Below are 23802 nucleotides of genomic sequence, written 5' to 3'. Positions count from 1 at the left end.
GTGGCGAGCGGCGTCCCGCCGGACGGTGAGGCGGCAGCGGCGCTGCTCGCCGACGTGGTGCGCGAGGAGTGGGGGCGCCTGATCTCCCTGCTCCTCGCGCGCTTCCGGCGACTCGACCTGGTCGAGGACTCCCTCGCCGACGCGGTCGAGGCGGCGGCGAGACGGTGGCCGGCCGACGGAGCTCCCGACAACCCGGCAGCCTGGCTGCACACCGCGGCAGCGCGCCGCGTCCTGGACCGGTTGCGGGCCGAGGCCATGCACAACCGTCGTATGCCGTTGCTCGCCACCGACGTCGCGCGAACCGCCGGCGCAGGTGGCGCCATGGCCGACCCCGGCGGCCTCGTCGAGGACGACCGGCTGCGGCTCGTCCTCATGTGCACCCACCCGGCGCTCGCGCCGGAGGCGGCGAGCGCCTTGGCCCTGCGCCTGGTGGTGGGGGTCAGCACGCACGACATCGCCCGGCTCTTCCTCGTGCCCGAGGCCACGATGGCGGCACGCCTGACCCGCGCCAAGAAGAAGATCGTCACGGCCAGGATCCCCTTCGCCGTGCCGGGGTCCGACGAGCTGCCGAGCCGGCTGTCCACGGTGGCTCAGACCGCCTACCTGGCCTTCACCGCGGGGTACGCGCCGGGCAGCGGCCCGGATCCGCTGCGCGTGGACCTGGCCGGCGAGGCGGTGCAGCTCGTCCGTGCGGTGCTGGCGCTGCAGCCCGATGACCCCACCCTCACCGCCCTGCTCGCCCTCGTCCTGCTCCAGCACTCGCGCAGGGATGCCCGCACGGATGACGCCGGACACCTCGTGCTGCTCGCCGACCAGGACCGGCGGCGCTGGCACCACGACGAGATCGCCGAGGGGGTGGCCCTGCTCGCCTCGCCCGTGCTGCGGTCCGACCTCCCCCCGCAGGCCCTGTCGTACCTCCTGCAGGCGCGGGTCGCCGCCGAGCATGCGTCGGCGCCCCGCGCCGAGGACACGCGGTGGGACCGGGTCGTCGCGCACTACGACCTCCTGGTGGGCCTGCAGCCCGGCCCGAGCGTCGAGCTGGCCCGCGCCGTGGCGGTGGCCGAGGCGTTCGGTCATGAGTCCGGCCTGGCTGCGCTGCAGCACATACCCCGCCGGAGCAGCCACCGCCTGGAGGCCGTGCGCGCCGAGCTCCTGACCCGGGCCGGACGCGTGGCGGCGGCGAGGACGGCATACGATGCAGCGATCTCCTTGTGCCGCAACGAGGCCGAGCTCGAGCACCTGCGCGGCCGGCGCGCCGCCCTCGACCACCTCACGGGACAACCCCCACCGTGACGGCCACCACCTCTAGGGTCGACGGACCGTCGGCGCGACACGAGGAGCAGCATGCCCGGGACGATCCCCCCACGACGCGAGTCCGACCGCCTCGCAGACCTGCTCGGGCCCGCGCGGCTCACGGAGGTCGTCGACGTCGGGGCCAACCCGCTCGAGGACGAGCCGCCCTACCTGGCGCTGCTGCGCGAGCCTGCCTGCCGGATCACGGGATTCGAGCCGCAGCCCGCGGCGCTGGCCCGGCTGCGTTCCGCCGCAAGCGATCACGAGCGCTACCTGCCCTATGCCATCGGTGACGGCGGCACCCACACCCTGCACCTGTGCGCCTCCTCGGGCTTCTCCAGCCTCTACGAGCCCGACCCCGCCCAGCTGGAGCTGCTCGTCGACTTCCCCCGGCTGGCAACGGTGGTCGACCGTATCCCGCTCACCACGACCCGTCTCGACGACGTCCGGGAGATCGAGCTGCTCGACCACCTCAAGATCGACGTCCAGGGCGCCGAGCTCATGGTCTTTCGCGGCGGCCGCGAGACGCTGGCCCGCGCCACGAGCATCCAGGTGGAGGTGGGCTTCCACCGCCTCTACCGCGACCAGCCGACCTTCGCCGACATCGACCTCGAGCTGCGCGAGCAGGGTTTCGTGCCGCAGGGATTCGTGTCGACCAAGACCTGGCCCCTGGCTCCCGTGCAGTGGGCCGACGCCGACGAGGGACTCGCCCGCCAGCTCGTCGAGGCCGACGTCCTGTACGTCCGAGACCTCACGCGCCTCGACCTGCTCGACGACGAGCAGCTGCGCCACCTGGCGCTGGTCGCGCACGTCGTCTACGACCAGCGTGGGGTGGCGCTGCACGCCATAAGGGAGCTGGTGCGCCGGCGCGCGCTGGACCCGTCGACCGAGTCGCGCTACCGAGCGTCGTGACCGAGCCCACGACCGACCGCCTGGTGCGCCCTGCCGCCGCGGCGGACGTCGAGGCTCTCGTGACGCTGCGCGGGAGCATGTTCGAGGCCATGGGGGTGGCCGCGGACGACCCGCGGTGGCGGGCGGCCGCGAGACGGTGGTTCGTCGAGCGGCTGGCCGATCCGGCATACCGGATCGTGGTGGTGGAGGTGCGGGGCGGCGTCGTGGCGTGCGCGATGGGGGCGCGACGCGACGCCGCCCCGTCACCGGGGGTGCCGGACGGCGGGGACGTGCTGGTCAGCAACGTCTGCACGCTGCCGGACGCCCGCGGACAGGGGCACGGCAGCGCGGCGTTCGACGCGGTGATGGCCTGGGCCCGCGAGACCGGCGTGGCCCGCGCGGAGCTGATGGCGACCGCTGACGGGCGGCAGCTCTACGAACGAGCAGGCTTCTGCGTGACCGCCTTTCCCGCCATGCGGGCCGACCTGCGGGCGATGATGGAGCCATGACCGACACCGACACCGACACCACCCAGACCAAACGACGGATCCTCATCACCGGCGCGACCGGTGGCATCGGGCTGCTGCTGGCCGACCGCCTGCGCGACGACTACGAGGTCGTGCAGCACGGCCGCACCCCCAGGAACGACGAGCAGGAGCGCGTGCTGCAGCGCGCCGACCTCGAGGACCTCGACGAGGTCCTGCCCCTCATGCAGGGCGTCGACACCGTCCTGCACCTCGCGGGTTCGGCTTCCCCCGAGTCCGACTGGGACGACGTGCTCGCCGCCAACATCGTGGGCTACCGCAACGTGCTGGAGGCCGCCCGCCAGGCCGGGGTGCGCCGCGTGGTCTACGCGTCGTCCAACCACGCGATGGGGATGTACGACCGGCTCGAGCAGTGGCCCGTCTACCCCCACCAGCTGCCGCGCCCCGACTCGCTCTACGGCGTGTCCAAGGTGTTCGGCGAGACGCTCGGGCGCTTCTACCACGACGAGCACGGCCTCGACGTCATCGCGTTGCGGATCGGCTGGATGTCCGAGGACCCGTTCGAGGCGGACGAGGACGTGCTCCACGCCATGTGGCTCAGCGAGGACGACTGCGAGCAGGTCTTCCGCCGCGCGATCGAGGCCGAGGTGAGGTTCGGGCTCTACTACGCGATCTCGGACAACCCCAACCGTCGCTGGGACCTCACCAACACGATGCTCGAGCTCGGCTACCGGCCGCAGGACTCGTGGACCGAGCGCACCGACGAGCCGGAGGACGTGGTCGAGGGCGGCGCCCCGGTGCGCGACGACTGGCCGCTCAACTCCTGACGCGCCCCGCCGTGCCCTCGGGGCGCGCCATACCTCCCGGGCACCCCCGAGGATCGTGAGGGTTTGCGGGGCGCTGAGTGCGCTATCCCTTGCGGAGGTGCAGGAAGCGAAGTCCTCGAACCGCGCGGGCGTCAACGGGTGTGTCGACCAGGTCGGGTCGTCCTCCGTCAGGCCCTCGCCTCCCGTGACCAGGGTGGCAGAGGACCCCGCGCCCGGGAACCCCTCCTGACGGTGACCCGGCGTCGGGCCCAGGCCCCACCGACCGTCGGGCCCCGGCATACTGGCCCCATGACCCAGCTCAACGTCCTCGGCGGTCCGCTCGACGAGTGCGGGCAGGACCCCGTGACCGGGTTCTATCGCGACGCGACCTGCACCATCGGCCCCGAGGACCTGGGGCACCACTCGATCTGCGCGGTCGTCACCGTCGAGTTCCTGGCGCACCAGCGGTCGATCGGCAACGACCTGTCGACGCCACGCCCGCAGTACGGCTTCTCGGGGCTGCGGCCGGGCGACACCTGGTGCGTGACGGCGCGCAACTGGCTGATGGCGCACGAGGCGGGCGCGGCGGCGCCGGTGCGGCTCGCCGCGACCAACCAGGCGGTGCTGGGGATCGTGCCGCTGGAGGTGCTGCGCGGCTACGCCGTCGACGTGCCGGACGACACCAGCTCGCTCGATGGGTGACGCCCCCGACGGGGGCGCGCGGGCGACCGCCACGCTCGTCGGGTGCGGCGACCTCGGGTCCCGGATCGGGCTGCGCCTCGCGTCGGCCGGCGTCGACGTGCGCGCGGTGCGTCGCCACGCCGACCTGGTGCCGCCTCCGCTGACCGGCCTCTCCGCCGACATCACCGACCCCCGGGCTCCCCTGCCGGACCTGTCCGCCGACCTGCTCGTGGTCTGCCTGACCGCGGACGAGCGCGACGAGGCCGGCTACCGGCGCACCTACGTCGAGGGGATGTCCCGTGCCCTCGAGGCAGCCTGCCGGGCGGGCCGGTCACCTCGCCGGGCGGTGCTCGTGTCCTCGACCGGGGTGTATGGCGACGCCACCGGTCTTGTGGACGAGGCCACCACGCCGGAGCCGTCACGCGCGACGTCGCGGGTGCTGCTCGAGGCTGAGTCGGCGTTCCGGGAGGCGGTGCCGCACGGCACGGTGGCCCGGCTCAGCGGCCTGTACGGCGACCGCGAGCCCCGCATCGTCGCGCAGGTGCGCCGCGGCGAGGACCCGCACCCGCACCGGTGGACCAACCGGCTGCACCGGCACGACGCGGCGGCCGCCGTCGTCCACCTCCTGACCCGCCCCGAGGCGCCGGACCCGCTCTACGTCGTCACCGACGACGAGCCCTGCACCAGCGGCGAGCTGAGCGCGTATGTCGCTGCGTTGCTGGGGATCTCGTGGTCGGTCAGCACACCTGGTCGATCCGTGGCCGAGGGTCGCTGCCTGTCCAACGCGCGTCTACGGTCGACCGGCTTCACGCTGCAGCACCCGACCTATCGCGAGGGCTACCGCGCCCTGCTGACCGGGCTCGGCCTCACCGTCTGACCCGGATCGGGTGAGTCTGCTGCTCGTCGACGAGCAGCGGACTCACCCGATGACGCGCGCCAAGCGCAATGACGCCTCAGCCTCAGAGGGCCACGATCTCGTGGCGGACGAGCTCGCCTGCGGCGATCTCGAGGATCCCGGCCGTGTGCCGCGGCTGCCGCCTCTTGTCGGTCGGCGACCCGGGGTTGAACAGATGCGTCCCGTCCTCCACGAGGTCCATGGGGATGTGGGAGTGGCCGTAGACGACCACGTCGGCCTCCGGGAACCGCCGCCGCATCCGCCGCCCTCGCCCCTGCCGGGGACCGGCGTCGTGGATCATCGCGAGGCGGACGCCGTCGACCTCGAGCGACAGCGTCTCCGGGACACCGCCTCCCCACGAGGCGACCTCCGGGCCGTCGTTGTTGCCGAGGACGACCCGGACGGGCGCGAACGCCGACAGCTCGTCGAGCACCGCCGGCACGCACACGTCACCCGCGTGCAGCACGACGTCCGCCCCCTCCAGCAGGGGAACGAGCCTGGGCGGCACGGACTTCCAGCGCCGGGGCGCGTGCGTGTCCGCGACCACCAGCAGCCGCGTCAGACGGCTGACCACGGCGAGGTCGACGTCACGGCAGACTCAGCCGAGCCGCGAACGGACCTCGGCCAACGAGGGATTGGTGGCCGAGCTGCCGTCGGGAAAGAGCACGGTCGGCACCGTCTGGTTGCCGTGGTTGATGGTCTCGACCAGCTCGGCGCTGGCGGACGAGTCCTCGATGTTGACCTCCGTGTAGCCGATCCCGGCGCGGTCGAGGTCGCCCTTGAGGCGGCGGCAGTAGCCGCACCAGGTGGTGGAGAACATCGTGATGGTGCCGGCCGGCGGCAGGGCGACGCCGGGGGGGAGGATCTCGCTCACGTTCATGCCCTCCCCAACACCGGGGCGGGCCGGGCGATTCCGCAGCCGCGCCCCGCCCCGGCTCGAGCCGATCAGCGCGTCGGACGCCAGGGCTCTGCCTTGCCTGCGTCACCCACGCACCTGTCGACGATCGAGGTGGGCATGCCCGGCGCCCTGGACCGCAGGGTCGCGCAGGTCGGCGTGTCCTGGCCGCTCCACACCTCGGACCAGCCGTTGGCGCCCTGGGCCCACAGGGCGGCGGCGCCCTCGCACTCCGGCGCGAAGTAGCTGCCCCATCCGGGGACCCGTCTCAGCACCACTTGGCCGCGATGGCCTCGACCACGGTGCGGTTGCGGTTGGTGGCCATCCCTGCGACGCGCTCGACGGCCGTGTTGGTGAGTCGCGACCGGTGGTAGTCGGGGCCGAGCAGCAGGTGCACGGCCCGCCCACGGGGCACGACCCGCTCGCCGGGAGCCTCGAGGGCGTGCAGCGCAGTGACCACCTCCGCGGACGGCTCCTGCGGCAGGAAGGACACGTAGTGCCTGCCCTCGTGCCCCTCGCCGACCTCGTCCAGCTCGTCTGCCACCGCGCGGACCTCCGCCGGCGTCAGCAGCGCCACCGGCACCTCGAATCCCCGGTCGTCCAGGAATGCTCGCTCCATCGCGGCGACGACCTTGTCGCGCGAGCGCGTCGTCGTGGTGAGGCGCACGTTGCCGGTGTTGATGTGGGTGGCGACGTCGGTGAACCCCGCCGCCTCCAGGCACGCGACGATCTGCTGGGGCGAGAACGTCCGCTTGCCGGCGAGGTTGATCGCCCGCAGGAAGCCGATCCAGGTGCTCATGACGCCATCCTCCCCCACCACCCGCCGAGACGCCCCCGCCCACCCCGTCGAGAGGCGCCCACCCACCCGTTGGGAGGCGGGAGGGCGGGCTCGACGGGCGGGCACCTAGACTCGCGGGCAGTCGAGAGGAGCGAGCGTGCGTGCTGTCGTGATGGACGAGCTGGCCGGGCCGCTGCAGGTGCGGGAGGTGGCCGACCCCGCGCCGCCCGCGGGCGGGGTGATCGTCGACGTGCACGCCACGGGACTGTGCCGCAGCGACTGGCACGCCTGGGCCGGGCACGACGACGTCGCGCTGCCCCACGTGCCAGGGCACGAGCTGGCCGGCGTGGTCAGCGTCGTCGGCACGGGCGTCTCGCGCTGGCGGGTCGGCGATCGCGTGACGGTGCCCTTCGTGTGCGGGTGCGGACGCTGCGACTGGTGCCTCACCGGTCAGGCGCAGGTGTGCCCCGCGCAGGAGCAGCCCGGATTCACGCACTGGGGATCCTTTGCCGAGCGGGTGGTGCTGCACGCCGCCGACACCAATCTCGTCGCCATCCCCGACGGCGTCACGACCGAGGCGGCGGCCAGCCTGGGCTGCCGGTTCGCGACGGCCTACCGCGCCCTCACCGCTCGTGCCGACGTGCAGCCCGGCGAGTGGGTGTGCGTCGTTGGGGCCGGGGGCGTCGGGCTCAGCGCGGTCATGGTCGCGAGCGCGCTCGGGGCGCGGGTCGTCGCGGTGGACCGGTCGGTCGGGGCGCTCGAGCGCGCCGCCGCGATGGGCGCGACCAGCACGGTCCTCAGCGAGACCGGGGTGGACGTCCCCGCCGAGGTGCAGGCCCTGACCGGCGGGGCGCACGTCAGCGTCGACGCGGTGGGCAGCGAGCAGACCGCCGCGAGCGCCGTGCTCAGCCTGCGCCGACGCGGGCGACACGTGCAGGTCGGTCTGCTGCCGCCCGTGGACGGCCATCCGCGCCTCCCCATGGACCGCGTGATCGCCTGGGAGCTCGACCTGCTCGGCAGCCACGGCATGGCGGCCGCGGACTACCCCGGGATGCTGGCGCTGATCGAGGGCGGTGCGCTGCGACCGCAGGACCTGGTCGAGCGGGTCGTCGGCCTGGCGGACGCGGCGCGGCTGCTGCCCGCGATGGACACGGCCGCGCCCGCCGGCATCACGATCATCGATCCCCGCCGCTGACGCGCCCGGGCCTGGCACGGCTGCACGGCCCCGGCCCGCCCTCACGCCCCCGCGTAGGACCCGATGGAGTACTGGTTGCCCTCGGGGTCGGCGACCGAGGCCGATCGGCCGCCGTAGTCCTGGTCCGACGGCGCCATGATCGAGGTGCCGCCCGCCGCGAGCGCGCGCTCGTGGACCTCGTCGACCTGCTCGTCGGTGGGGACGACAAGATAGCAGGTGGCGACGCCGACGCGCCGCTGGTAGTCGCTGCCGGATGGGACGGCCCGCCCCGCGGAGCCGCACATGACGCCACCGGCAGCGCCCCAGGCGAGCTCGGCGTGCGCGACCGTGCTCGGGTCGTCGGGGTCGCGGTGGACCGCGCGCTCGTCGAAGCCCAGCGCCCGCAGGAAGGTCAGGCCCGCGTCGGCGTCGTCGAAGTGGATGCTGTGGAACAGGGTTGGTGTGGTCATGGCTCCAGCCTCCTGCGGCTCACGCCGGATCGTCTTGAACGATGGGGAACACCTCGGACCGCCACTGCGTGGGCGTCTGCCCGGCGAGTGCACGGAACTCGCGGCTGAGGTGGGCCTGGTCGGCATACCCCGCGCGGGCGGCGACCTCGACCCACGGCTGCCCGGCGCGCGCGAGGCGCATCGCCGCACCGAACCTGTGGAGCTGCCGGACCTCCTGCGGCGGCAGCCCGAACTCGCCGGTGAAGCGGGTGACCAGGTGGCGCCGCGACCAGCCCACCTCGGACGCGAGGCCGGACACCGTCACCCGCCCGCCCCGGCGGTCGAGCAGCCGCCACGCGTGCGCGAGATCGTCTGGCACGACGGACCGTTCACGTGCGGCAACCTGCAGCAGATGCTCCTCGAGCAGGGCGAACCGCGCGTCCCACCCCCACCGATCCAGCCCCGCCAGCCGCTCGTGCAGGTCGTGGGGGATGCCCGTGGGCAGGTCGGCGTGGGCGACGAGACCGCGGGCGATCGCCGCGGCCGGCACCCCCAGCAGCGCACGGCAGCCGGCCGGCGTGAGGTCCAGCTGGATGCCGTGCTGCACGCCGTGGGTGCGGATCAGCGCCGGGCGGGTGTGGAGCCCGGAGGCGAGCAGCCACTGCCGCGAACGCGCGTCGGGCTGGTCGCACCAGGTCACGTCGAGCGGCTCGTCGAAGCTGATGATGACGGTCGCGCTCGGGCCGGGCACACCGTGGTGCACCGCGCGCGGGTCGAGGCGCAGGTCATAGCCCGACATCCGGTGGACCAGGCCCGCCAGAGCGGGGTGCACCCGCCGGTCGTGCTGCATGGCGTCCAGGCTGGCACGTGCAGGACGGCCCGTCGAGGGTGGCGGCAGCATGCGGGTGCGAGGGCGGACCCGGGATGACGAACCGCCCGCACGACGCGGCCGCGGGCGAAGGCCATGTTGCCGAGGGTCCAGGCGGCCGGCCCCTCCATGGCGGGGTCGTGGAGCCGGGCGAGGCCAGCCTCCAGGTCCGCGGTCAGCTGCTCGACGGCCGGGTGGCGGGCCGCGAGGGCGGCGATGAGGGCCGACCCGACTCGAGGTGGGAGATGTCGCTCACGGAGAAGCGAGCGTCGGCGAGCGTGATCAGCGAGTCCCGCGGACGGGCCGCTCACCCCCCGGTCATCGGGCGGATCGCGGGTGATGTCCCGCGCGACGGCGCCTGCCGCCCCGAGTCTCAGTAGCTGAAGGTCGTGGCCCCCTCGTCGCCGATCCACTCCCACAGCTGGACGGACCCACCCTTGCGGGCGTTGTCGAGGAAGGTCGACGGGTCGAGCCCCTTGGCGTCCACGCAGATCCCGCAGACGATCATGGTGCCGCCCGCGGCGGCATACCGCGAGAGCAGGGTCGGCAGGGGCGGGCACCCGTCGCAGGCGACCCCCCGGGCGACCCCGTCGACGGCGAGGCGCACGGCCTCCTTGGTGAGGAACATCGTGGTCTCTCGGCCCGACTCCGCGGCGCCGACGGCGACGAGGAACGCGACGGTGACGCGCTCCGGGTCCTCCAGGCCGGTGGTCAGGCTGATGGCTGCCTTGCTCATGGTGCGCTCCTCGTGGTGGGGCCGCTGCTCGGCCCGACAAGCCGACGCTAGGCCGGCACGCCACGGGATCGCATCGGTGCCGCCACCCAACGCGAGGCCGCGCGCCCAGCCCGCGCGTAGTCGCCCCCGCCCGCCCCGCCCGCTCGTGCTCGCTCAGCCCTCGCGGACCCACTGCGCCACGGCGGCCGCGCGTGCCGTGGGGCCGCCGACGCCGAGGCGGGCATAGGCGTTCTGGAGGTGCCGCTCGACGGTGCGGACGCTGAGCGACAGGGTGGCGCCGATGCCGGCGTTGTCGAGCCCCTGCGCCGCGAGCGCCAGCACCTCGCCCTCGCGCGGGGTGAGCAGCTCGCGCGCCGAGACCGCCGGCGCGACACCACCGTCCGCGCCCTCCGCGAGAAAGGCCGACACCTCGCGGAGGAACACCGGCCAGGCCGGCTCGTCCTCGAGCAGGATGTGGTTGCGGCTGTCGAGCAGCACCAGTCGGGCGCCCGGGATCCCGCGGGCGAGGATCCGCGAGTGCTCGACGTCGTTCATCCGCTCGTGCCGCGAGTGCACCACCAGGGTCGGGACGGCGAGGGTCGCCAGCAGGTCGGTCGCATCGGCCTGACCCCGCTGCCGGCGGGACTCGTAGGCCGTGCGCGCGCTCACCGCGCGGCGTTGCAGGTCGTCGAGCCAGCGCATCTGCTCCTCGGTCGCGTCCGGGATCATCATCGACGTGAAGACCCGGCGAAAGACGGGGTCGCGGCGGTCCCAGCCCGCGCGGATCATCGCCTCGAAGGCCGCCTCCAGCTCGCGGTCGTCGTCGGTGACGTGGCGCAGGGCGCCGGCGTAGGTGCTGGCGCACACCAGGTGCGTCACTCGCTCGGGATGCCGCGCCGCGTAGTGCAGCGCCACCGGGCCGCCCTGCGCCATCGCCATCAGCGCGAACCGCTCCAGCCCCGCATCCTCCACCACCGCGACGAGGTCCTCGATGCGCCGCTCGAGCCCGAAGTCGGTGACCTCGCGGTCGGACAACCCGTGCCCGCGCTCGTCGAACCGCACCACCGTGCGCGTGCGCCCCAGCTCGACGAGGTAGTGGCGCCATACGGGCGACTGCCAGTCGAACTCGAGGTGGCTCAGCCAGCAGCTGTCGAGGACCAGCGGTGGCCCCGCGCCGTGGACGGCGTAGGCGATCGTCGACCCGTCGGACGATCGGCAGAACCGCACTCGCTGAGGGCTGTCGCGAGAACCCTCGTTCCTCATGGGGCGATGCTAGCCGCCGTCGTCCGTGCCGCCCAGGACCACAGCCGGGGGCGTACCGTCGTCAGGGTGAGCCTGAACCGCGGTGCGGCACCGGACCGGCCGGGCGACCGGGTCGGCCCGGCCGCCCGTGGGGCGCTCGTCGGGCTGGCCGCAGGGGCGGTGACCGTCGGCGTCGCCGAGGTGCTGGCCGGCGTCGCCCAGCGAGCCGCCTGGACGGGCGGGACGCCGTCCCCGATCGACGCGGTGGGGGGTGCCTTCGTCGACCGGACTCCCCCGTGGCTCAAAGACTTCGCGGTGACGACCTTCGGCACGAGCGACAAGATCGTGCTGTATGCCGGGATCGTGGTCACCCTCGTCGTGCTCGCCTGCGGCGTCGGGCTCGTGGCGGTCCGCACCGTGCGGGGCGCCCTGGTCGCCCTCGCGCTGCTCGTGGGCGTCGCCCTGGCGGCCGTGCTGTCCCGCCCGCACGCCGCCGTCACCGACCTGGTCCCGCTGCTGCTCGGCGGCCTTGCCGGGATGTGGGCGCTCTCGCGATGGTCGGCAGGCGGCGTCGGCACCGGCGTCGTCGGCACGGGGGTCGCCGGCTCCGCCTCCCGGACCGGGACCACGCCGGGCACGGTCTCGCGTCGGGTCCTGGTGGGCTCGGGCATCGCCGCCATCGTCGGAGGGGCCGCGGCGGTGGCCGTCGGTCGCCTCGTGGCGGGCAGCGCGCGAGCCGGGGCGGCGGCCCGGGCGGCGTTCGTCGTGCCGAGGGTCGCCACGCCGGTGGTCGTGCCGGCGGGCGCTGACCTGGGCATCGCCGGCGTCACGCCGTTCGTCGTGCCCAACGCCGACTTCTACCGCATCGACACGGCGCTGGTCGTCCCGCAGGTCGACCCCGCCACCTGGTCCCTACGCGTGACCGGCCTGGTCGACCGCGAGATCACCCTCGACTGGCCGACCCTGCTGGCCAAGCCCATGCAGGAGTCGATGGTCACGCTGATGTGCGTCTCCAACGAGGTGGGTGGCACCCTCAACGGCAACGCCGTCTGGACGGGGTGGCCCGTGCGAGAGCTGTTGCGCGAGGCCGGGGTTCGCGACGGCGCTGACATGGTGCTGTCCACCAGCGTCGACGGTTTCACCGCCGGCACCCCGCTGGAGGCCCTGACCGACGACCGGAACGCCCTGCTCGTCGTCGCGCAGAACGGCCAGCCCCTGCTGCCCGAGCACGGCTTCCCCGTGCGCCTGGTCGTGCCTGGCCTCTACGGCTACGTCAGCGCTACGAAGTGGGTGACCGAGCTCAAGGTCACGACCTTCGCGGCGGACCAGGGCTACTGGACACCACGCGGCTGGTCGGCGCTCGGTCCGGTCAAGACCCAGTCCCGCATCGACGTCCCCCGCGACGGGGCGACCGTGGCCGCCGGCACCGTCGCCGTGGCGGGCGTCGCGTGGGCGCAGCACCGCGGGATCGCGGGCGTGCAGGTGCAGGTCGACGGCGGCCCCTGGGTCGACGCCCGGCTCGGCGCGGACGCCACGTCCGACGCCTGGCGCCAGTGGGTCTACGAGTGGCCGGCCACGTCGGGGCGGCACACGATCGGCATACGAGCGATCGACGCGACCGGGCAGCCGCAGACCGCAGAGCTCGCCCCGCCGGCGCCGAACGGCGCGACCGGCCACCACACCATCACCGTCACGGTCTCCTGACCGACCCGCCCCGGGCACGGCTCGTCCAAACGCAACCGGTCGTCGACCCCGTCAGGTCCGAGCAGGCGGCGAGACGCACGAACAACGTCCCCGTCATGGCCACCACCGCATCCTCGCGAGCGGGGCGAGCACCACGGCGAGGCAGGGGCCCGTCCGCGCCCATCGCCCCACCGGGGAGCGCTTCGTGAGGGAATGGGCGCACGCACGTCCCCCCCCCCGCCTCATCACGAAGGAGTCATGATGCGAACCCCCACCACCCGTCCCCGAGCCCGTCGAGCGATCGGCGCAGCCGCCGTGACCATCGCCCTCTCGGGGGCGGTGACCGCGCCTGCGGGTGCGATCACGTATGCCGCGAACCCCGCCCACCGCTCCAGCGTCCCCGCCCAGCTGACTGGCGCAGCCCCGGCCGCGCTGGCGGCTGCGGCCGTCGACCTGCGCGCCTACGCCGACCCGCAGCTCGGGCCGAACGTGCTCGTGATGAAGCCGACGATGAGCGTCGAGCAGATCCGGAGCGTGTTCGACACGGTGGCGCAGCGACAGGTCCCCAACCACTTCGGGCCGCAGCGGTACGCCATCGTCTTCGAGCCCGGCACCTACGGCTCCGCCGCGAACCCGCTCGTCGTCCAGGTCGGCTATGGCACGCAGGTCGCCGGGCTGGGGCGCACTCCCGCAGAGGTCGTCGTCCACGGCTCGATCAACGTCTACAACCAGTGCGACGTCAACGGGTGCATCGCGCTCAACAACTTCTGGCGCTCCCTGTCCAACCTCACGATCGACGTCGCCGGCGGCGAGGGCTGCCGCAAGGACACCGAGTTCTGGGCGGTCTCGCAGGCCGCGCCGATGCGCGACGTCGTCATCAACGGCCGCACCACGCTCATGGACTACTGCACCGCCGGGCCGCAGTACGCGAGCGGCGGCTTCATCGCGAACTCGACCCTGACCGGCCCGCCCGTCGTCAACGGCTCCCAGCAGCAGTTCTTCGTCCGCAACACCGCGCTGCCGGGGTGGAGCAACGGCGTCTGGAACCAGATGTTCGTCGGGTCGCCCGGCGCGCCCGCGTCGACCTTCCCGAGCACCGCCCCCGGCCCCTACACGACGATCGACCGCACCCCCGTCGTGCGAGAGACCCCGCGGCTGGTGACCCAGCCGGACGGCACCCGCGGCGTCCTCGTGCCGGGCGTCCGCACGGACAGCGCCGGCCCGTCCGCGACCTCGGGACGAGTGATCCCGCTGGACCAGTTCGTCATCGCGACCCCGTCCTCGACGGTGCCCGCCATCAACAAGGCACTGCGCGAAGGGAAGCACCTGCTGCTCACCCCGGGCACCTACTTCCTGCAGCAGACCATCAGGGTGAGTCGCCCCGGCACGGTCGTGCTGGGCCTGGGCCTGCCCGCCCTGTCGCAGCGGACCGGGCAGCCGGTGCTCGCGACCGCCTCCGTGCCGGGGGTGACGATCAGCGGAGTCATGCTCGACGCGGGCGCGAAGCGCTCGAAGACCATCCTCCAGGTCGGTGACGCGCACGGCGACGCGGGCTCCACGCGCCGGTCCGGCGGGTCCGGGGACACACCGACCCTCGTGTCGGACGTGTTCCTGCGCGTGGGTGGCGCGGCGGCCGGGTCCACGACGACGGCGATGACCGTCGACGCCTCCAACGTCATCCTCGACAACATCTGGGCCTGGCGCGCCGACCACGGCGAGGGTGTCGGCTGGACGGTCAACCCCGCTGACCACGGCGTCGTCGTCAACGGGGACGACGTCACGGCATACGGCCTGTTCGTCGAGCACTTCCTGCGCACGGAGGTGGTCTGGAACGGCGATCGCGGTCGCGTCTACTTCTTCCAGAACGAGAAGCCGTACGACGTGCCCTCCCAGTCGGCCTGGATGATGACCCCCACCTTCAAGGGCTACCCCGCGTTCCAGGTCACGTCCGACGTGCGGTCCTTCGAGGGCTGGGGCATGGGCAGCTACAGCTTCTTCAACCAGCACCAGGGCATCCACCTGAGCACGGCCTTCGTCGCGCCGACCAGGCCGGGCGTGCGCCTCAACCACCTGCTCACGAGGTGGCTCGACGGCGACGGCGGTATCGACTCCGTGGTCAACGGCGTCGGCGCCCCGGTCGACGCCACGAACCCCGGGCCCTCGACGGTCGTCAGCCACCCCGTCGCGACGCGCTGACCGCTCCGTGCGGCGCCCCGACCCTCCTCTCGGGGGTCGGGGCGCCGACGTGCTGTCGCACGGCGTCCGTGGTCGCGAGGCGTGAGGGGTGGGAGCGGTGCGTGAGCGTGGCGTCGGGCCATCGATTTTCGTAGCGTCAGGCGCGTTGACGGGATCGGTCCAGGCTCCTGACGATCGGCCGAGAGACTGTGTCCGGCGGGGATCGGGGTTGCGGACCTCGCGGGGTGCCGATCAACTGGCCGTATGCCGCCCGCCCTGTCCCTGCGGTCGCTGCGCGTCGCGGACGCCGACGCCACGGTCGAGGTCCTCGCGGACCCGTCGCTCCATCTGTTCACGGGCGGCGAGCCGCCCACCCGCGAGGAGCTGGCCGCCCGCTATTCCCGGCAGGTCGTAGGACGCTCGGCGGACGGCTCCGAGCAGTGGCTCAACTGGATCGTGCTGGCAGGCCCCGACCAACGGCCGGTGGGCTACGTGCAGGCGACGGTGCCGGTCGACGGCGACACCGCCGAGATCTCCTGGGTGATCGGGACGCCCTGGCAAGGCCGCGGCCACGCCACCGGCGCCGCCCGCCTCATGGTCAAGGAGCTGGCACGGCGCGGCGTGCACCACCTCGTCGCCCACATCCACCCCGACCACGAGGCATCTTCACGTGTCGCCACACACCTCGGTCTCGTTCCCACGGACGTGATGATCGACGGCGAGATCCGGTGGACGGGTTCAGCCGGCCCGGCCTGACAACGTGGGTCGCGTCAATCATCGGGCGCGCAGGACCCAGGCCACCTGTGGCCAGTGCTATCCCACGTCGTCGTCAGGCTGGGTCGCGACGGCGACGATCTCTCTGACCTGCGCTGTCACTGACTCGATCAGCTCGACCCCAGCCACACCTTCAGGCACGGTCAGAGGGAGCCACAGAGATCCGTCATCTTGCCGAGCATTACTCCCAGCGACGCTGCTCAGGATCCGAGCGCGGATGAGGTGGAACAGATCCGTTTGTTGGTGGAACAAGACCCAGAGGGGTGTACCACCCACGGCGGCAAGCCTCGGAACGACGGCCACAGCGTAGTAACTATCGCGGCCCGGCCAGACATAGACATATCTCCCCCAGAATGCGCCCATGTCCCGCGCGGGCAAGAGACGCGAGCTGGGATCCGTCAAGCCCCTGGTGACCTCCCTCACCAACTGTTGCAGGTCGCCCTCGCGCTCGCGCCAACCCACGAGATCGGGACCAGAGAAAGGGGCGATGAAATTGCCGGACAGGCTGGCGCACATGGCACGTAGCTGGGCCACGTCAGCGGCTATCGACTGCGGTCCCCAGGGCACTGTCGCAGCAGCGTCGTCCCAGACATCGAGCCACTCGTCCCAGGTCACCACCGCATGGCCCACGTCCCTGTCGACGAGACCGCCCTTCCACAGGTCGAGGCTGGCGGCGAGCACACGCTCCGCCTCGGCGCGTCTCTGTCGCGGAACCAGAAGGACGATGGCGCCAGGGGAGCTCCCAAGCCGGGCGTCTTGGTTGCGCAGATAGGCCACGATCTGCTCGGTGCCGAGACCCGCTCCGAACTTCATCTCGACGACTACCCGGGGAACGGCTTCGCCCTCGACCACCTGCATCCCCTCCAGATCCGGGCGAGCACGATCCAGATGCACAACCTCCGGCACGAACCACTCGACGCCAGTGAGATCGACCTGGGTTCGTCGCCCCAGGTACTCGACCATCGCCTGTCGCAGGAGGGGATCGTCGAGCAGCATCCACACGGCCTGGGTCGCTGCGGGTTCTCCCATCTGGGTGAACCATCCCAGCCCGGCGAGGCGGCCGAGCAGGGGCCGATGGGCCCCACCGTCTAGCGGTTTGTGCGCCGCCGAGGGTGCCCACCGCTCAGGACTTGTCATCGGCATCCTTGTCGGCGTCGCGCCGGCGGGGTGCGCGCTCGACAACCGCGCGCGAGACCCGGCCGCCGATCAGCCGCGCTCGAGTGAACGCCTCGTCACCGCGGCGCCGGGCGGCATCGACGCCTTCCGCACCTGACTCGAGTGCCCGGTCACGTACCTGCGATGCAGCGTCGCTCCATCGCCTGGCCTCAAGGGATTGCCTGTCCCCCTGGACGCCGAGCAGCTCGTGAAAGTCGTTGACCGTGGCGGCGACCGCATTGCTCGACCGAACCACGGCACCTGAGGCCGCCGGGTGCAAGAGGACCTTGCTGTTGGCCAGGTTTGCGGCCATGTCCATGCGTGCGATCAGTCGCTCGGTGCTCTGGGCGATGAGCGTGCGCCGGTCTTCACGTGCTGCGTGAATGCCGAGTCGGTGTGCCTCCAGGTCGTCCGGGGCTGCTGCGAGCACTCGATCCAGCTCGAGGACGGAGATCGCGTCTTGCAGCTGGAAGCACCGGGCCAGCACGGCGAGCCACTCGCGCACGGCCGACTCGGCGTCGCGCGCCGTCTTGGCCAGGTCGCCAACGGCCTTCTTGCGCTCCAGCCTTTCAGCGATCCCATCCAGCTGGCGCAAGGCGTAAGCCTGGGTCTCGGCGATCGTGCCCGGCACGGCCTGCACCTTGGACCACGTGACCTCGTTGACGCGACCACCGTGCTCCCGGATCGTCATGGCTTCCTGGATCACGAGGCCGGCGCCGATCATGCGCGCCACAACCGCGTCCGTCTGCCCGCGCAGGATGTCATCGACCTTTTCGTCGATCGTCGCGAGGTAGTCAGTGATCTCGTCCATGGTCTGCTGCATCGCCAGCTGGGCCATGATGCCGGCGGCTCCCGCCAGCACAGCCGGGTTGGCCAGCAGTGCTCCGGGGCCCGTCGTGAACTCCAAGATCTGCTTGATCTTGCCCTCTTGTGTGAGAACGGCTCGACTAACGCCAGCGCTAGAGCCCCGCATGGCCTCGAAGGTGTGCAGCGCCTTGGCGGAGTCTGGCGTCAGCTTCACCCAACGCCCGGAATTGGCGGCGATGACGGAGGTCATCTGACTGGCAGCTCCCCCGGTTGCGAGGGCGCTCGTGAGCCGCGGCAGCCCGAGGTCCCTGGACTCCAGACCTTCCGCGGCCAAGAAGCGCTCGACGGCAGCCTCATCTCCGATGACTGCCACGCCATCGCCGTCGCTCACCAGGTCGATCTCGTGATCCATGTGCTCCCCCGTCCGTGCAGGCGTGTCCCACCCTCGCTGACCGTAGTCGCGATGGCCAGGGAGAGGACGGTCTTTGGGCGCATCCAACCCTGACACTCGTCAGGAATCGACAGCTTGAAGCCCACCGCGCGCTTCCCGCCCGGCTCGACGGTCCAGAGCACGGACTCGTAGAAGACATGCGCCCAGTGGATCCGTCGACGTCGCAGACGGCCACCTGCAGCGGGCGCGAGGCGATGACGATGCCGCGCTCATCCTCGAGGATGCCTGCCACCCACGCGACGGTGTCGGGGGCGTCGTCGGCCTCGCTGACCGTGAACTCGTGCCCGTACTTCGTGTGGAAGTAACGCGCCTCGTTCGCCCTCAGCCCGGCGAGCGCATCGCTGACCGCGGAGGACTCCAGGCCCTGGGCGGACACGTTCGTGAAATCGACGCGTTGACTCACGCAGGCTCCTCGAGTCGGGGTGGATGCTTCCAGTGTGCCGGTGGAAGTCCCGACGGGGCCCTGAACGCATCACCGCGCGACCGCGGTCAGGCGTTGCCGATCAGGTTGTCCGTGACGGACTTCAGGTGAGCGCGCATCGCGCGCTCGGCCCCAGCAGGGTCACGGTCGTTGAGGGCCTCGAGGATGCTGACGTGCTGCTGGTGATAGCAGCGTCGTCGCTCCGGTGTGGAGGTGCGCCGTTTGAGGCTTCCCCACACGGGGAGCGCGCGACCAGCGTTGATGACGTCGAACATGGCCAGGACCAGACCGTTGTGCGTCGCCTCGCCGATCGCCCGATGAAACTTGCTGTCCCACGTCTCGAAGCTGTCGAAGTCCGCCGACCTGCCTCCTTGATCGGCGAAGCTGGCGATGCGGGCCAGGTCCGCCTGGGTCGCCGCATGCGCCGCGAGGACTGCGACGGAGGGCTCGAGGACCATGCGCGCCTGCATGATGTCCGCCGGACTGGCGTCCCTGGCCACCCCCTCCGCCACGTAGCCCTCCCGCAAGAAGGTCCCCCGGCCCACCTCGCGCACCACCATCCCCTCCTGCTCGAGGCGGGACAGCGCACGGCGGACAGCACTTCGCGGCAGCTGCAGCGTCGCAACGAGCTCACGCTCCGTCGGCAGCTTGGAACCAGGCGCCAGCTCACCACGGGAGATCCCGTCCTCGACGAGGGCACGCAACGCGCGATCCGGGCTGAGCATGCCCAAGTCTAACCCGATGAACCAATTCAGACCAATAGGCCAGCGCGGTCGTGACGATACCCGCGTGGATCCAGGGGTAGACGGCAGAGGACGAGCCGCCTACTCTGGAGATGGTCTATATTGGTCGTAATGGTCTCGATTGGAGCAGCATGAAGTTCATGACCTTCACCCACGGGGACTCGGTCCGTCGAGTCGGTCTGGTCACGGGGGAGGGTGACACCGCCGTCGTCCATGACCTCACCGACACGCTGCCGGGGGGAGCCGATCTCGTCGACCTCATCGAGCACTGGTCGACGCTGGCCCCGCAGCTCGCCCAACCGGCAGACCTGCCCTCGACAGCCGTCTCGTCGGTCCGGGTGCTCGCACCCATCCCGGTGCCCCGGCGAAACATCTTCTGCGTCGGCAAGAACTACCGGGAGCACGTGGTCGAGTTCGGACGATCTGGCTACGACTCCCCCGACCGTTCCGAGGCCATCCCCGAATTTCCGGTGGTGTTCTCCAAGGCTCCCAGCTCGGTCACCGGACCCTACGACGACATCGACCCCCACCCCGGGGTCACCTCAGAGCTGGACTACGAGGCTGAGCTGGGCGTCATCATCGGCGTGGGCGGACGCGGCATCTCGCGAGAGCAAGCAGCGGAGCACGTGTGGGGTTACACGATCATCGACGACTTCACCGCCCGCGACCTGCAGCGCAAGCACAAGCAGTGGTTGATCGGGAAGTCCCTTGACACCCACTGCCCCATGGGGCCACTGGCGGTGACCGCAGACGAGATCCCGGACCCGACCACCCTCCGCGTGGAGAGCTTCGTCAATGGTGAGATGCGGCAGTCCGCCACCGTGGCTGACCTCATCTTCGACATCCCCACCCTCATCGAGACGATCTCGGCGGGCATCACCCTCCAACCGGGAGACATCATCGCGACCGGCACGCCGGCCGGGGTCGGGATCGGTTTCGAGCCACCAAAGTTCATGACCAGCGGCGACGTCGTCGAGGCCTCCATCACCGGGCTTGGCTCCCAGCGCAACAGCGTGGCCTGAGCCCTCAGACATGCCCCAACCCGAAGGAGCTGGAACACAATGAACATCAACGGACACGAACTGGCTGTCGAGATCAGCGGCAGCGGACCGGCCGTTCTCATGGTCCATGGTCTGGGTGGCACCTCGAACTTCTACCAGGTGCAGGCCGACGCGCTGCAGGACAACCACACGGTCATCCGTGTCGACAGCGCCGGCGCCGGTCGGTCAGAGCTCGCGGCCGACATCAGCATCGAATCCCACGCCGACGACCTTGCAGCCGTGCTCGGGGAGCTCGACTGCGGGCCGGCTGACGTGGTCTGGCTTGGGAGGTTCCGTTCGACACCAGTTGTAGGCGAGTTCGAGCACCGACGAGGATCCATCGGGTCAGCATGTTGGCGAGAGTCGACACCACCAGACGCCAGCACATATGCTTGGCCGTGCATGCCGTGACTTAGCCAGGCTGCCGTGCGTGGTGCCCAACGGCCTGCGCGATGCGGCCAAGGTCACCGTTGAGGCGTTCCCAGTCGAGCTCGCCGACTGTGGCTACCACTTCCGCGACCCACGCGCGGTGAGCGCTCTGGATCGCCGCGAGTGCGCTCTTTCCGGCTGCCGTCGTGACGAGGAGTCGGGACCGCTGGTGGCGTGGGTTGTCCTCGTAGCGCGCAAGACCGTCTGCTACGAGTTCGTCGGCGACGCGCTGAACGCTCTGCCGCTGGAGCCCGAGCCGGCGGGCGATGTCCGGGACGGTGGCGCGATCGCCGGCTTGGAGGACCATGCGCCGGGAATGTGTTTGACTTGCCGCCGCGGACACTCGCTCCCCGGCGTCGCGCAGGAGCCGGTTGACCTCGAAGATGGCATGCAGTGCCGCGTCGGCGTCGGGGTTCACGCAACTCTCCTTTGACAGCAGACTGTCATGTGCCTAGGGTTGGCAATGTGACAGCATGCTACCAACTTCTCGTGGGTGCACTCGGGGCCGATGCGGGTTTCGAGTCGCTCCGTAGCCGCTTGAGTCAGACGCGGTGGCCGGTGCTGCCATCGTTGGGCGAGGGGGCGCGCGGTCTTGCGCCGTCGATCGTGGAGCACTATGCGACTGAGTGGGACCACTGGCTTCAGCAGAAGAGCCACGACGGATTGGGTGAGCACGTCGACTTCAGGATCGCGGGCACCCGCGTCCATGCCGTCAGGGTCCGCGGATCAGGGTGCGTGCCAATGTTGCTTCTGCACGGCTGGCCCACCTCTTTCCTCGCCTTCCACCGTGTGATCGAGCCTCTCCGGACTCTCGCCTCCGAGATCGTGCTTGCTTCCCTTCCCGGGTTCGGCACCTCGACTTTGCCACCAGGTTCCTGGTCGATCACCGACTCAGCGCGCGCACTGGCTGATGCCATGCGGGCGATGGGCCACCACCGGTTCCTCGTCCATGGACAGGACTGGGGGTCCGTCGTCGCTCGAGCCATCGCCGCAGTCGAACCCGAGCGGGTTATCGGTGTCCACGTGAGCGCAGGGCTACGAGGCTTCATGGCCGAGAGCGCGGACGACGAGCCTGCTTGGAGCAGGCTGCAGAGGTTCGCCGTCGACGGCGGCGGATACCTTCAGCTGCAGAGTCGCCGACCGGACTCGCTGGCATTCGCGTTGTCGGACTCTCCCGTAGGGCTGCTCGCCTGGCAGCTTGACAAGTACCAGCTTTGGCAGGCCCCACTGGGGGACGACTTCGGCCTAGGAACCGACTTCATCGTGGCCAACGCGACTCTCTACTGGCTGACAGCGAGTGCCGGCACCAGCATGCGGATCTATTCGATGGACGCTCCGGACGTGGATGCCGCGGCCGGGGGCGTGCCGACCGCAGTGAGCGTTTTCGGTCATGGCGACTTCGCCGCCCGCTCGGTGTCGTCCCGAGCGAACAACCTCGTGGCCTGGTACTCACACGACAGCGGTGGCCACGTCGCCTCACTCGATTCGCCCGCCGAGCTCGTCGACGACCTGACCGACTTCATGAACCGCATAGGAGCAGACACATGACCGCAAGCAGCCCCATCGTCCTCATCGGAGGTAGCGGCCTTGGCCCTTGGGCCTGGGAACGCGTCAGACCGATCCTGCACGACCACGGATTCCACACCATAACGCCGCAACTACGCACGACGGGCGATGACGCGACGCCCGCGAACGCCGTCAGTCTGGATAACTGGATCGAGGACATCGACGAAGCCCTCAGCGACCAAGCGGATGCCACTCTCGTCGCTCACTCATTCGCCGGCTACGTCGCGGCAGGAGTGCTCGAAAGACGACCACAGAGCATCCGCCGACTCATCTTCATCGATGCCGTTCTGCCGCAGCCGGGCAGGTCGTGGTTCGACGTGATGGGGGCCGAGGTCGCCGGGTTCATGACGAGCCTGGCCAACGACGGGGCGATCCCGTGGTTCTCCCGGGATCAGCTCGACCAGCTCTACCCGGACAACGGGATCGGTGACGCCGACTTCGCGTGGATGCAGCAGCATCTGACCGCGCAGCCGATCGGCACCTACACGCAACCTGCGATCAACGAGCCACTGAGCGCAGCCGGCGTGCCCGTAGCGTACGTTCGCTGCCTCCGGACCAGTCCTCCAGTCGCCGAGGTGTCAGCGGAGAAGCTCGGATGGAGCTACCGCACGCTCGACGCCGGCCACTGGCCGATGATCACCCACCCGGCGGAGACAGCGTGCGTCACCATGGAGCTGGCCACATCATGATCACCGTCGCCTTGTTCCGCAACGTCAACCTCGGCCACCCAGGCAGTCCCACTGGTGATGAACTCGTCGAGGCGTTCGGCGGCCCGGCGGTCGCCCGCAGCTTCCAAAGCAACGGCACGGTCGTTTTCGAGGCCATGGATCCGGAGAATGCCTCGGCCGCGGCGATCATCAGATTGCGGGCCACCGGGTATCAGCCAACTGTTGTCATCCGGGCGCTGGAGCAAATTCGGCGCGCGGTAGAGGATGTGCCTCCGGTAGATCCCGGGGAAGGTGTCTATCGCTCGATGATCTCGTTCTTTGACGTGCGCCAGTTCCCGACTGTCCGCTTACCGTTCCGAAGCCCAGATGGCCTCGTAGAGATCCGCGCCATGGGGCCCGACTGCGCCCACAGCGTCTGCTGGAAGCCGCGCCAGACCGCAGGCAACGTCACCGGGTGCCTCGAGCAACTGCTGTCCGTGCCGGTCACGACGCGGACCGTAGCGACGATGCAGCGGCTTCTCGCGACAATTTCGGCCAGCACCCACTGAAGCCGCCATCGCGGATGCCGGCAGTGAATCGAGTCGAGTTGTATGAGTCGCCCCGGGTGTGGTGGAGGGTCTGATCTGCCGAGAGGATGCAGACATGCCCGCTCCGAGGAAGTATCCCGATGAGATTCGTGACAGGTCGGTCCGGTTGGTGCGTGACCGGCTGGCTGATG

28 protein-coding genes are annotated in these 23802 nt (G+C 71.1%); 15 read left to right on the top strand and 13 right to left on the bottom strand.

Annotated features, from left to right (window positions below; genetic code table 11):
- The 6 genes from GGG17_RS13935 to GGG17_RS13910 all read left to right on the top strand — a co-directional run bounded on the left by GGG17_RS13935 (position 1) and on the right by GGG17_RS13910 (position 5033).
- Positions 1-1293, top strand: coding sequence for an RNA polymerase sigma factor (locus tag GGG17_RS13935; protein ID WP_311966711.1), 1293 nt, complete (start codon positions 1-3; stop codon positions 1291-1293).
- Between the two features lie 51 nt (positions 1294-1344).
- Positions 1345-2205 carry an FkbM family methyltransferase gene (locus tag GGG17_RS13930; RefSeq protein ID WP_154594324.1) on the top strand — a complete coding sequence of 287 codons (861 nt, stop codon included), beginning with the start codon at positions 1345-1347 and terminating at the stop codon, positions 2203-2205.
- Positions 2202-2693, top strand: coding sequence for a GNAT family N-acetyltransferase (locus GGG17_RS13925; RefSeq protein WP_311966710.1), 492 nt, complete (start codon positions 2202-2204; stop codon positions 2691-2693). Before GGG17_RS13930 ends, GGG17_RS13925 begins: the two co-directional genes overlap by 4 nt.
- Entirely contained in the window at positions 2690-3496 is an 807-nt protein-coding gene (locus GGG17_RS13920) for an NAD-dependent epimerase/dehydratase family protein (RefSeq protein WP_154594323.1), read from the top strand. The genes GGG17_RS13925 and GGG17_RS13920 overlap by 4 nt, the downstream gene beginning before the upstream one ends.
- Before the next feature lie 288 nt (positions 3497-3784).
- Positions 3785-4177: a DUF2237 family protein gene (locus tag GGG17_RS13915; protein WP_154594322.1), complete on the top strand. Its 393-nt coding sequence runs from the start codon at positions 3785-3787 to the stop codon at positions 4175-4177.
- Positions 4170-5033: an NAD(P)H-binding protein gene (locus tag GGG17_RS13910; RefSeq protein WP_154594321.1), complete on the top strand. Its 864-nt coding sequence runs from the start codon at positions 4170-4172 to the stop codon at positions 5031-5033. The genes GGG17_RS13915 and GGG17_RS13910 overlap by 8 nt, the downstream gene beginning before the upstream one ends.
- Before the next feature lie 82 nt (positions 5034-5115).
- Here GGG17_RS13910 and GGG17_RS13905 read toward each other — a convergent pair whose 3' ends face one another.
- The 4 genes from GGG17_RS13905 to GGG17_RS13890 form a co-directional block, all read right to left on the bottom strand.
- Positions 5116-5625, bottom strand: coding sequence for a metallophosphoesterase family protein (locus GGG17_RS13905; protein ID WP_311966709.1), 510 nt, complete (start codon positions 5623-5625; stop codon positions 5116-5118).
- A gap of 24 nt (positions 5626-5649) precedes the next feature.
- Complete coding sequence (locus GGG17_RS13900; protein ID WP_154594320.1) at positions 5650-5931, bottom strand: mycoredoxin; 282 nt, start codon at positions 5929-5931, stop codon at positions 5650-5652.
- A 65-nt stretch (positions 5932-5996) separates the two neighbouring features.
- Entirely contained in the window at positions 5997-6224 is a 228-nt protein-coding gene (locus GGG17_RS13895) for a hypothetical protein (protein WP_154594319.1), read from the bottom strand.
- Complete coding sequence (locus GGG17_RS13890; protein ID WP_154594318.1) at positions 6215-6745, bottom strand: DUF1697 domain-containing protein; 531 nt, start codon at positions 6743-6745, stop codon at positions 6215-6217. Before GGG17_RS13890 ends, GGG17_RS13895 begins: the two co-directional genes overlap by 10 nt.
- A 136-nt stretch (positions 6746-6881) precedes the next feature.
- Here GGG17_RS13890 and GGG17_RS13885 point away from each other — a divergent pair, with 136 nt between their 5' ends.
- Positions 6882-7919, top strand: a complete 1038-nt coding sequence (locus GGG17_RS13885) for an alcohol dehydrogenase catalytic domain-containing protein (protein WP_311966708.1) — start codon at positions 6882-6884, stop codon at positions 7917-7919.
- A 41-nt stretch (positions 7920-7960) separates the two neighbouring features.
- Here GGG17_RS13885 and GGG17_RS13880 read toward each other — a convergent pair whose 3' ends face one another.
- From GGG17_RS13880 to GGG17_RS13865, 4 genes are all read right to left on the bottom strand, one after another.
- Positions 7961-8368, bottom strand: a complete 408-nt coding sequence (locus tag GGG17_RS13880) for a VOC family protein (protein WP_154594317.1) — start codon at positions 8366-8368, stop codon at positions 7961-7963.
- Between the two features lie 19 nt (positions 8369-8387).
- Positions 8388-9197 carry a helix-turn-helix domain-containing protein gene (locus GGG17_RS13875; RefSeq protein WP_154594316.1) on the bottom strand — a complete coding sequence of 270 codons (810 nt, stop codon included), beginning with the start codon at positions 9195-9197 and terminating at the stop codon, positions 8388-8390.
- A gap of 391 nt (positions 9198-9588) precedes the next feature.
- Entirely contained in the window at positions 9589-9951 is a 363-nt protein-coding gene (locus tag GGG17_RS13870) for a DsrE family protein (protein WP_019286808.1), read from the bottom strand.
- Between the two features lie 153 nt (positions 9952-10104).
- Positions 10105-11193 carry an alpha/beta fold hydrolase gene (locus GGG17_RS13865; protein WP_154594315.1) on the bottom strand — a complete coding sequence of 363 codons (1089 nt, stop codon included), beginning with the start codon at positions 11191-11193 and terminating at the stop codon, positions 10105-10107.
- Between the two features lie 66 nt (positions 11194-11259).
- Between GGG17_RS13865 and GGG17_RS13860 the strand changes: the two genes are divergently transcribed.
- The 3 genes from GGG17_RS13860 (at position 11260) to GGG17_RS13850 (ending at position 15786) form a co-directional block, all read left to right on the top strand.
- A complete protein-coding gene (locus tag GGG17_RS13860) occupies positions 11260-12876 on the top strand; it encodes a molybdopterin-dependent oxidoreductase (RefSeq protein ID WP_311966707.1) in 1617 nt (538 codons plus the stop codon).
- A gap of 240 nt (positions 12877-13116) precedes the next feature.
- Complete coding sequence (locus GGG17_RS13855) at positions 13117-15051, top strand: pectate lyase-like domain-containing protein (RefSeq protein WP_230083026.1); 1935 nt, start codon at positions 13117-13119, stop codon at positions 15049-15051.
- Between the two features lie 243 nt (positions 15052-15294).
- Positions 15295-15786, top strand: a complete 492-nt coding sequence (locus GGG17_RS13850; RefSeq protein WP_154594312.1) for a GNAT family N-acetyltransferase — start codon at positions 15295-15297, stop codon at positions 15784-15786.
- A 57-nt stretch (positions 15787-15843) separates the two neighbouring features.
- Here GGG17_RS13850 and GGG17_RS13845 read toward each other — a convergent pair whose 3' ends face one another.
- The 4 genes from GGG17_RS13845 to GGG17_RS13835 form a co-directional block, all read right to left on the bottom strand.
- Entirely contained in the window at positions 15844-16800 is a 957-nt protein-coding gene (locus tag GGG17_RS13845; RefSeq protein WP_154594311.1) for a hypothetical protein, read from the bottom strand.
- Between the two features lie 127 nt (positions 16801-16927).
- Complete coding sequence (locus tag GGG17_RS13840; RefSeq protein ID WP_154594310.1) at positions 16928-18178, bottom strand: hypothetical protein; 1251 nt, start codon at positions 18176-18178, stop codon at positions 16928-16930.
- Entirely contained in the window at positions 18120-18593 is a 474-nt protein-coding gene (locus GGG17_RS17430; RefSeq protein WP_512698690.1) for a DUF8821 family protein, read from the bottom strand. Before GGG17_RS17430 ends, GGG17_RS13840 begins: the two co-directional genes overlap by 59 nt.
- A gap of 113 nt (positions 18594-18706) precedes the next feature.
- Complete coding sequence (locus tag GGG17_RS13835; protein ID WP_154594309.1) at positions 18707-19363, bottom strand: FadR/GntR family transcriptional regulator; 657 nt, start codon at positions 19361-19363, stop codon at positions 18707-18709.
- A gap of 158 nt (positions 19364-19521) precedes the next feature.
- On the opposite strand from GGG17_RS13835, the gene GGG17_RS13830 reads away from it, so the two are divergent.
- Together GGG17_RS13830 and GGG17_RS13825 are read left to right on the top strand one after the other, a co-directional pair.
- Entirely contained in the window at positions 19522-20403 is an 882-nt protein-coding gene (locus GGG17_RS13830; RefSeq protein WP_230083025.1) for a fumarylacetoacetate hydrolase family protein, read from the top strand.
- A gap of 39 nt (positions 20404-20442) precedes the next feature.
- Complete coding sequence (locus GGG17_RS13825; RefSeq protein WP_154594307.1) at positions 20443-20832, top strand: alpha/beta fold hydrolase; 390 nt, start codon at positions 20443-20445, stop codon at positions 20830-20832.
- 1 nt (position 20833) lies between these two features.
- Here the strand turns inward: GGG17_RS13825 and GGG17_RS13820 are convergent, their stop codons facing one another.
- Positions 20834-21268: a MarR family winged helix-turn-helix transcriptional regulator gene (locus tag GGG17_RS13820; protein WP_115923189.1), complete on the bottom strand. Its 435-nt coding sequence runs from the start codon at positions 21266-21268 to the stop codon at positions 20834-20836.
- Here GGG17_RS13820 and GGG17_RS13815 point away from each other — a divergent pair.
- Genes GGG17_RS13815 through GGG17_RS13805 form a run of 3 tightly spaced genes read left to right on the top strand, consistent with a single transcriptional unit; the run spans position 21244 to position 23632 of the window.
- Entirely contained in the window at positions 21244-22398 is a 1155-nt protein-coding gene (locus GGG17_RS13815) for an alpha/beta fold hydrolase (RefSeq protein WP_311966706.1), read from the top strand. The two genes, GGG17_RS13820 and GGG17_RS13815, sit on opposite strands and share 25 nt — an antisense overlap.
- Positions 22395-23105 carry an alpha/beta fold hydrolase gene (locus tag GGG17_RS13810; RefSeq protein ID WP_115923187.1) on the top strand — a complete coding sequence of 237 codons (711 nt, stop codon included), beginning with the start codon at positions 22395-22397 and terminating at the stop codon, positions 23103-23105. Before GGG17_RS13815 ends, GGG17_RS13810 begins: the two co-directional genes overlap by 4 nt.
- Positions 23102-23632, top strand: a complete 531-nt coding sequence (locus GGG17_RS13805; protein ID WP_115923186.1) for a DUF1697 domain-containing protein — start codon at positions 23102-23104, stop codon at positions 23630-23632. Before GGG17_RS13810 ends, GGG17_RS13805 begins: the two co-directional genes overlap by 4 nt.
- Positions 23633-23802: the final 170 nt, after the last annotated feature.

Source organism: Arsenicicoccus cauae (genome assembly GCF_009707125.1).
GTDB lineage: Bacteria > Actinomycetota > Actinomycetes > Actinomycetales > Dermatophilaceae > Arsenicicoccus > Arsenicicoccus cauae.
The sequence above is the reverse complement of the archived record's forward strand: the minus strand, read 5'-3'. Positions and strand labels throughout refer to the sequence as shown.

Coding starts and splice junctions, on each gene's coding strand:
- GGG17_RS13920 (WP_154594323.1), top strand. CDS start 2,690: ATGACCGACACCGACACCGACACCACCCAGACCAAACGACGGATCCTC.
- GGG17_RS13875 (WP_154594316.1), bottom strand. CDS start 9,197: ATGCAGCACGACCGGCGGGTGCACCCCGCTCTGGCGGGCCTGGTCCAC.
- GGG17_RS13870 (WP_019286808.1), bottom strand. CDS start 9,951: ATGAGCAAGGCAGCCATCAGCCTGACCACCGGCCTGGAGGACCCGGAG.
- GGG17_RS13915 (WP_154594322.1), top strand. CDS start 3,785: ATGACCCAGCTCAACGTCCTCGGCGGTCCGCTCGACGAGTGCGGGCAG.
- GGG17_RS13830 (WP_230083025.1), top strand. CDS start 19,522: ATGACCTTCACCCACGGGGACTCGGTCCGTCGAGTCGGTCTGGTCACG.
- GGG17_RS13855 (WP_230083026.1), top strand. CDS start 13,117: ATGCGAACCCCCACCACCCGTCCCCGAGCCCGTCGAGCGATCGGCGCA.
- GGG17_RS13890 (WP_154594318.1), bottom strand. CDS start 6,745: ATGAGCACCTGGATCGGCTTCCTGCGGGCGATCAACCTCGCCGGCAAG.
- GGG17_RS13810 (WP_115923187.1), top strand. CDS start 22,395: ATGACCGCAAGCAGCCCCATCGTCCTCATCGGAGGTAGCGGCCTTGGC.
- GGG17_RS13900 (WP_154594320.1), bottom strand. CDS start 5,931: ATGAACGTGAGCGAGATCCTCCCCCCCGGCGTCGCCCTGCCGCCGGCC.
- GGG17_RS13840 (WP_154594310.1), bottom strand. CDS start 18,178: ATGGATCACGAGATCGACCTGGTGAGCGACGGCGATGGCGTGGCAGTC.
- GGG17_RS13835 (WP_154594309.1), bottom strand. CDS start 19,363: ATGCTCAGCCCGGATCGCGCGTTGCGTGCCCTCGTCGAGGACGGGATC.
- GGG17_RS13805 (WP_115923186.1), top strand. CDS start 23,102: ATGATCACCGTCGCCTTGTTCCGCAACGTCAACCTCGGCCACCCAGGC.
- GGG17_RS13825 (WP_154594307.1), top strand. CDS start 20,443: ATGAACATCAACGGACACGAACTGGCTGTCGAGATCAGCGGCAGCGGA.
- GGG17_RS13865 (WP_154594315.1), bottom strand. CDS start 11,193: ATGAGGAACGAGGGTTCTCGCGACAGCCCTCAGCGAGTGCGGTTCTGC.
- GGG17_RS13850 (WP_154594312.1), top strand. CDS start 15,295: ATGCCGCCCGCCCTGTCCCTGCGGTCGCTGCGCGTCGCGGACGCCGAC.
- GGG17_RS13930 (WP_154594324.1), top strand. CDS start 1,345: ATGCCCGGGACGATCCCCCCACGACGCGAGTCCGACCGCCTCGCAGAC.
- GGG17_RS13845 (WP_154594311.1), bottom strand. CDS start 16,800: ATGCTGCTCGACGATCCCCTCCTGCGACAGGCGATGGTCGAGTACCTG.
- GGG17_RS13910 (WP_154594321.1), top strand. CDS start 4,170: ATGGGTGACGCCCCCGACGGGGGCGCGCGGGCGACCGCCACGCTCGTC.
- GGG17_RS13880 (WP_154594317.1), bottom strand. CDS start 8,368: ATGACCACACCAACCCTGTTCCACAGCATCCACTTCGACGACGCCGAC.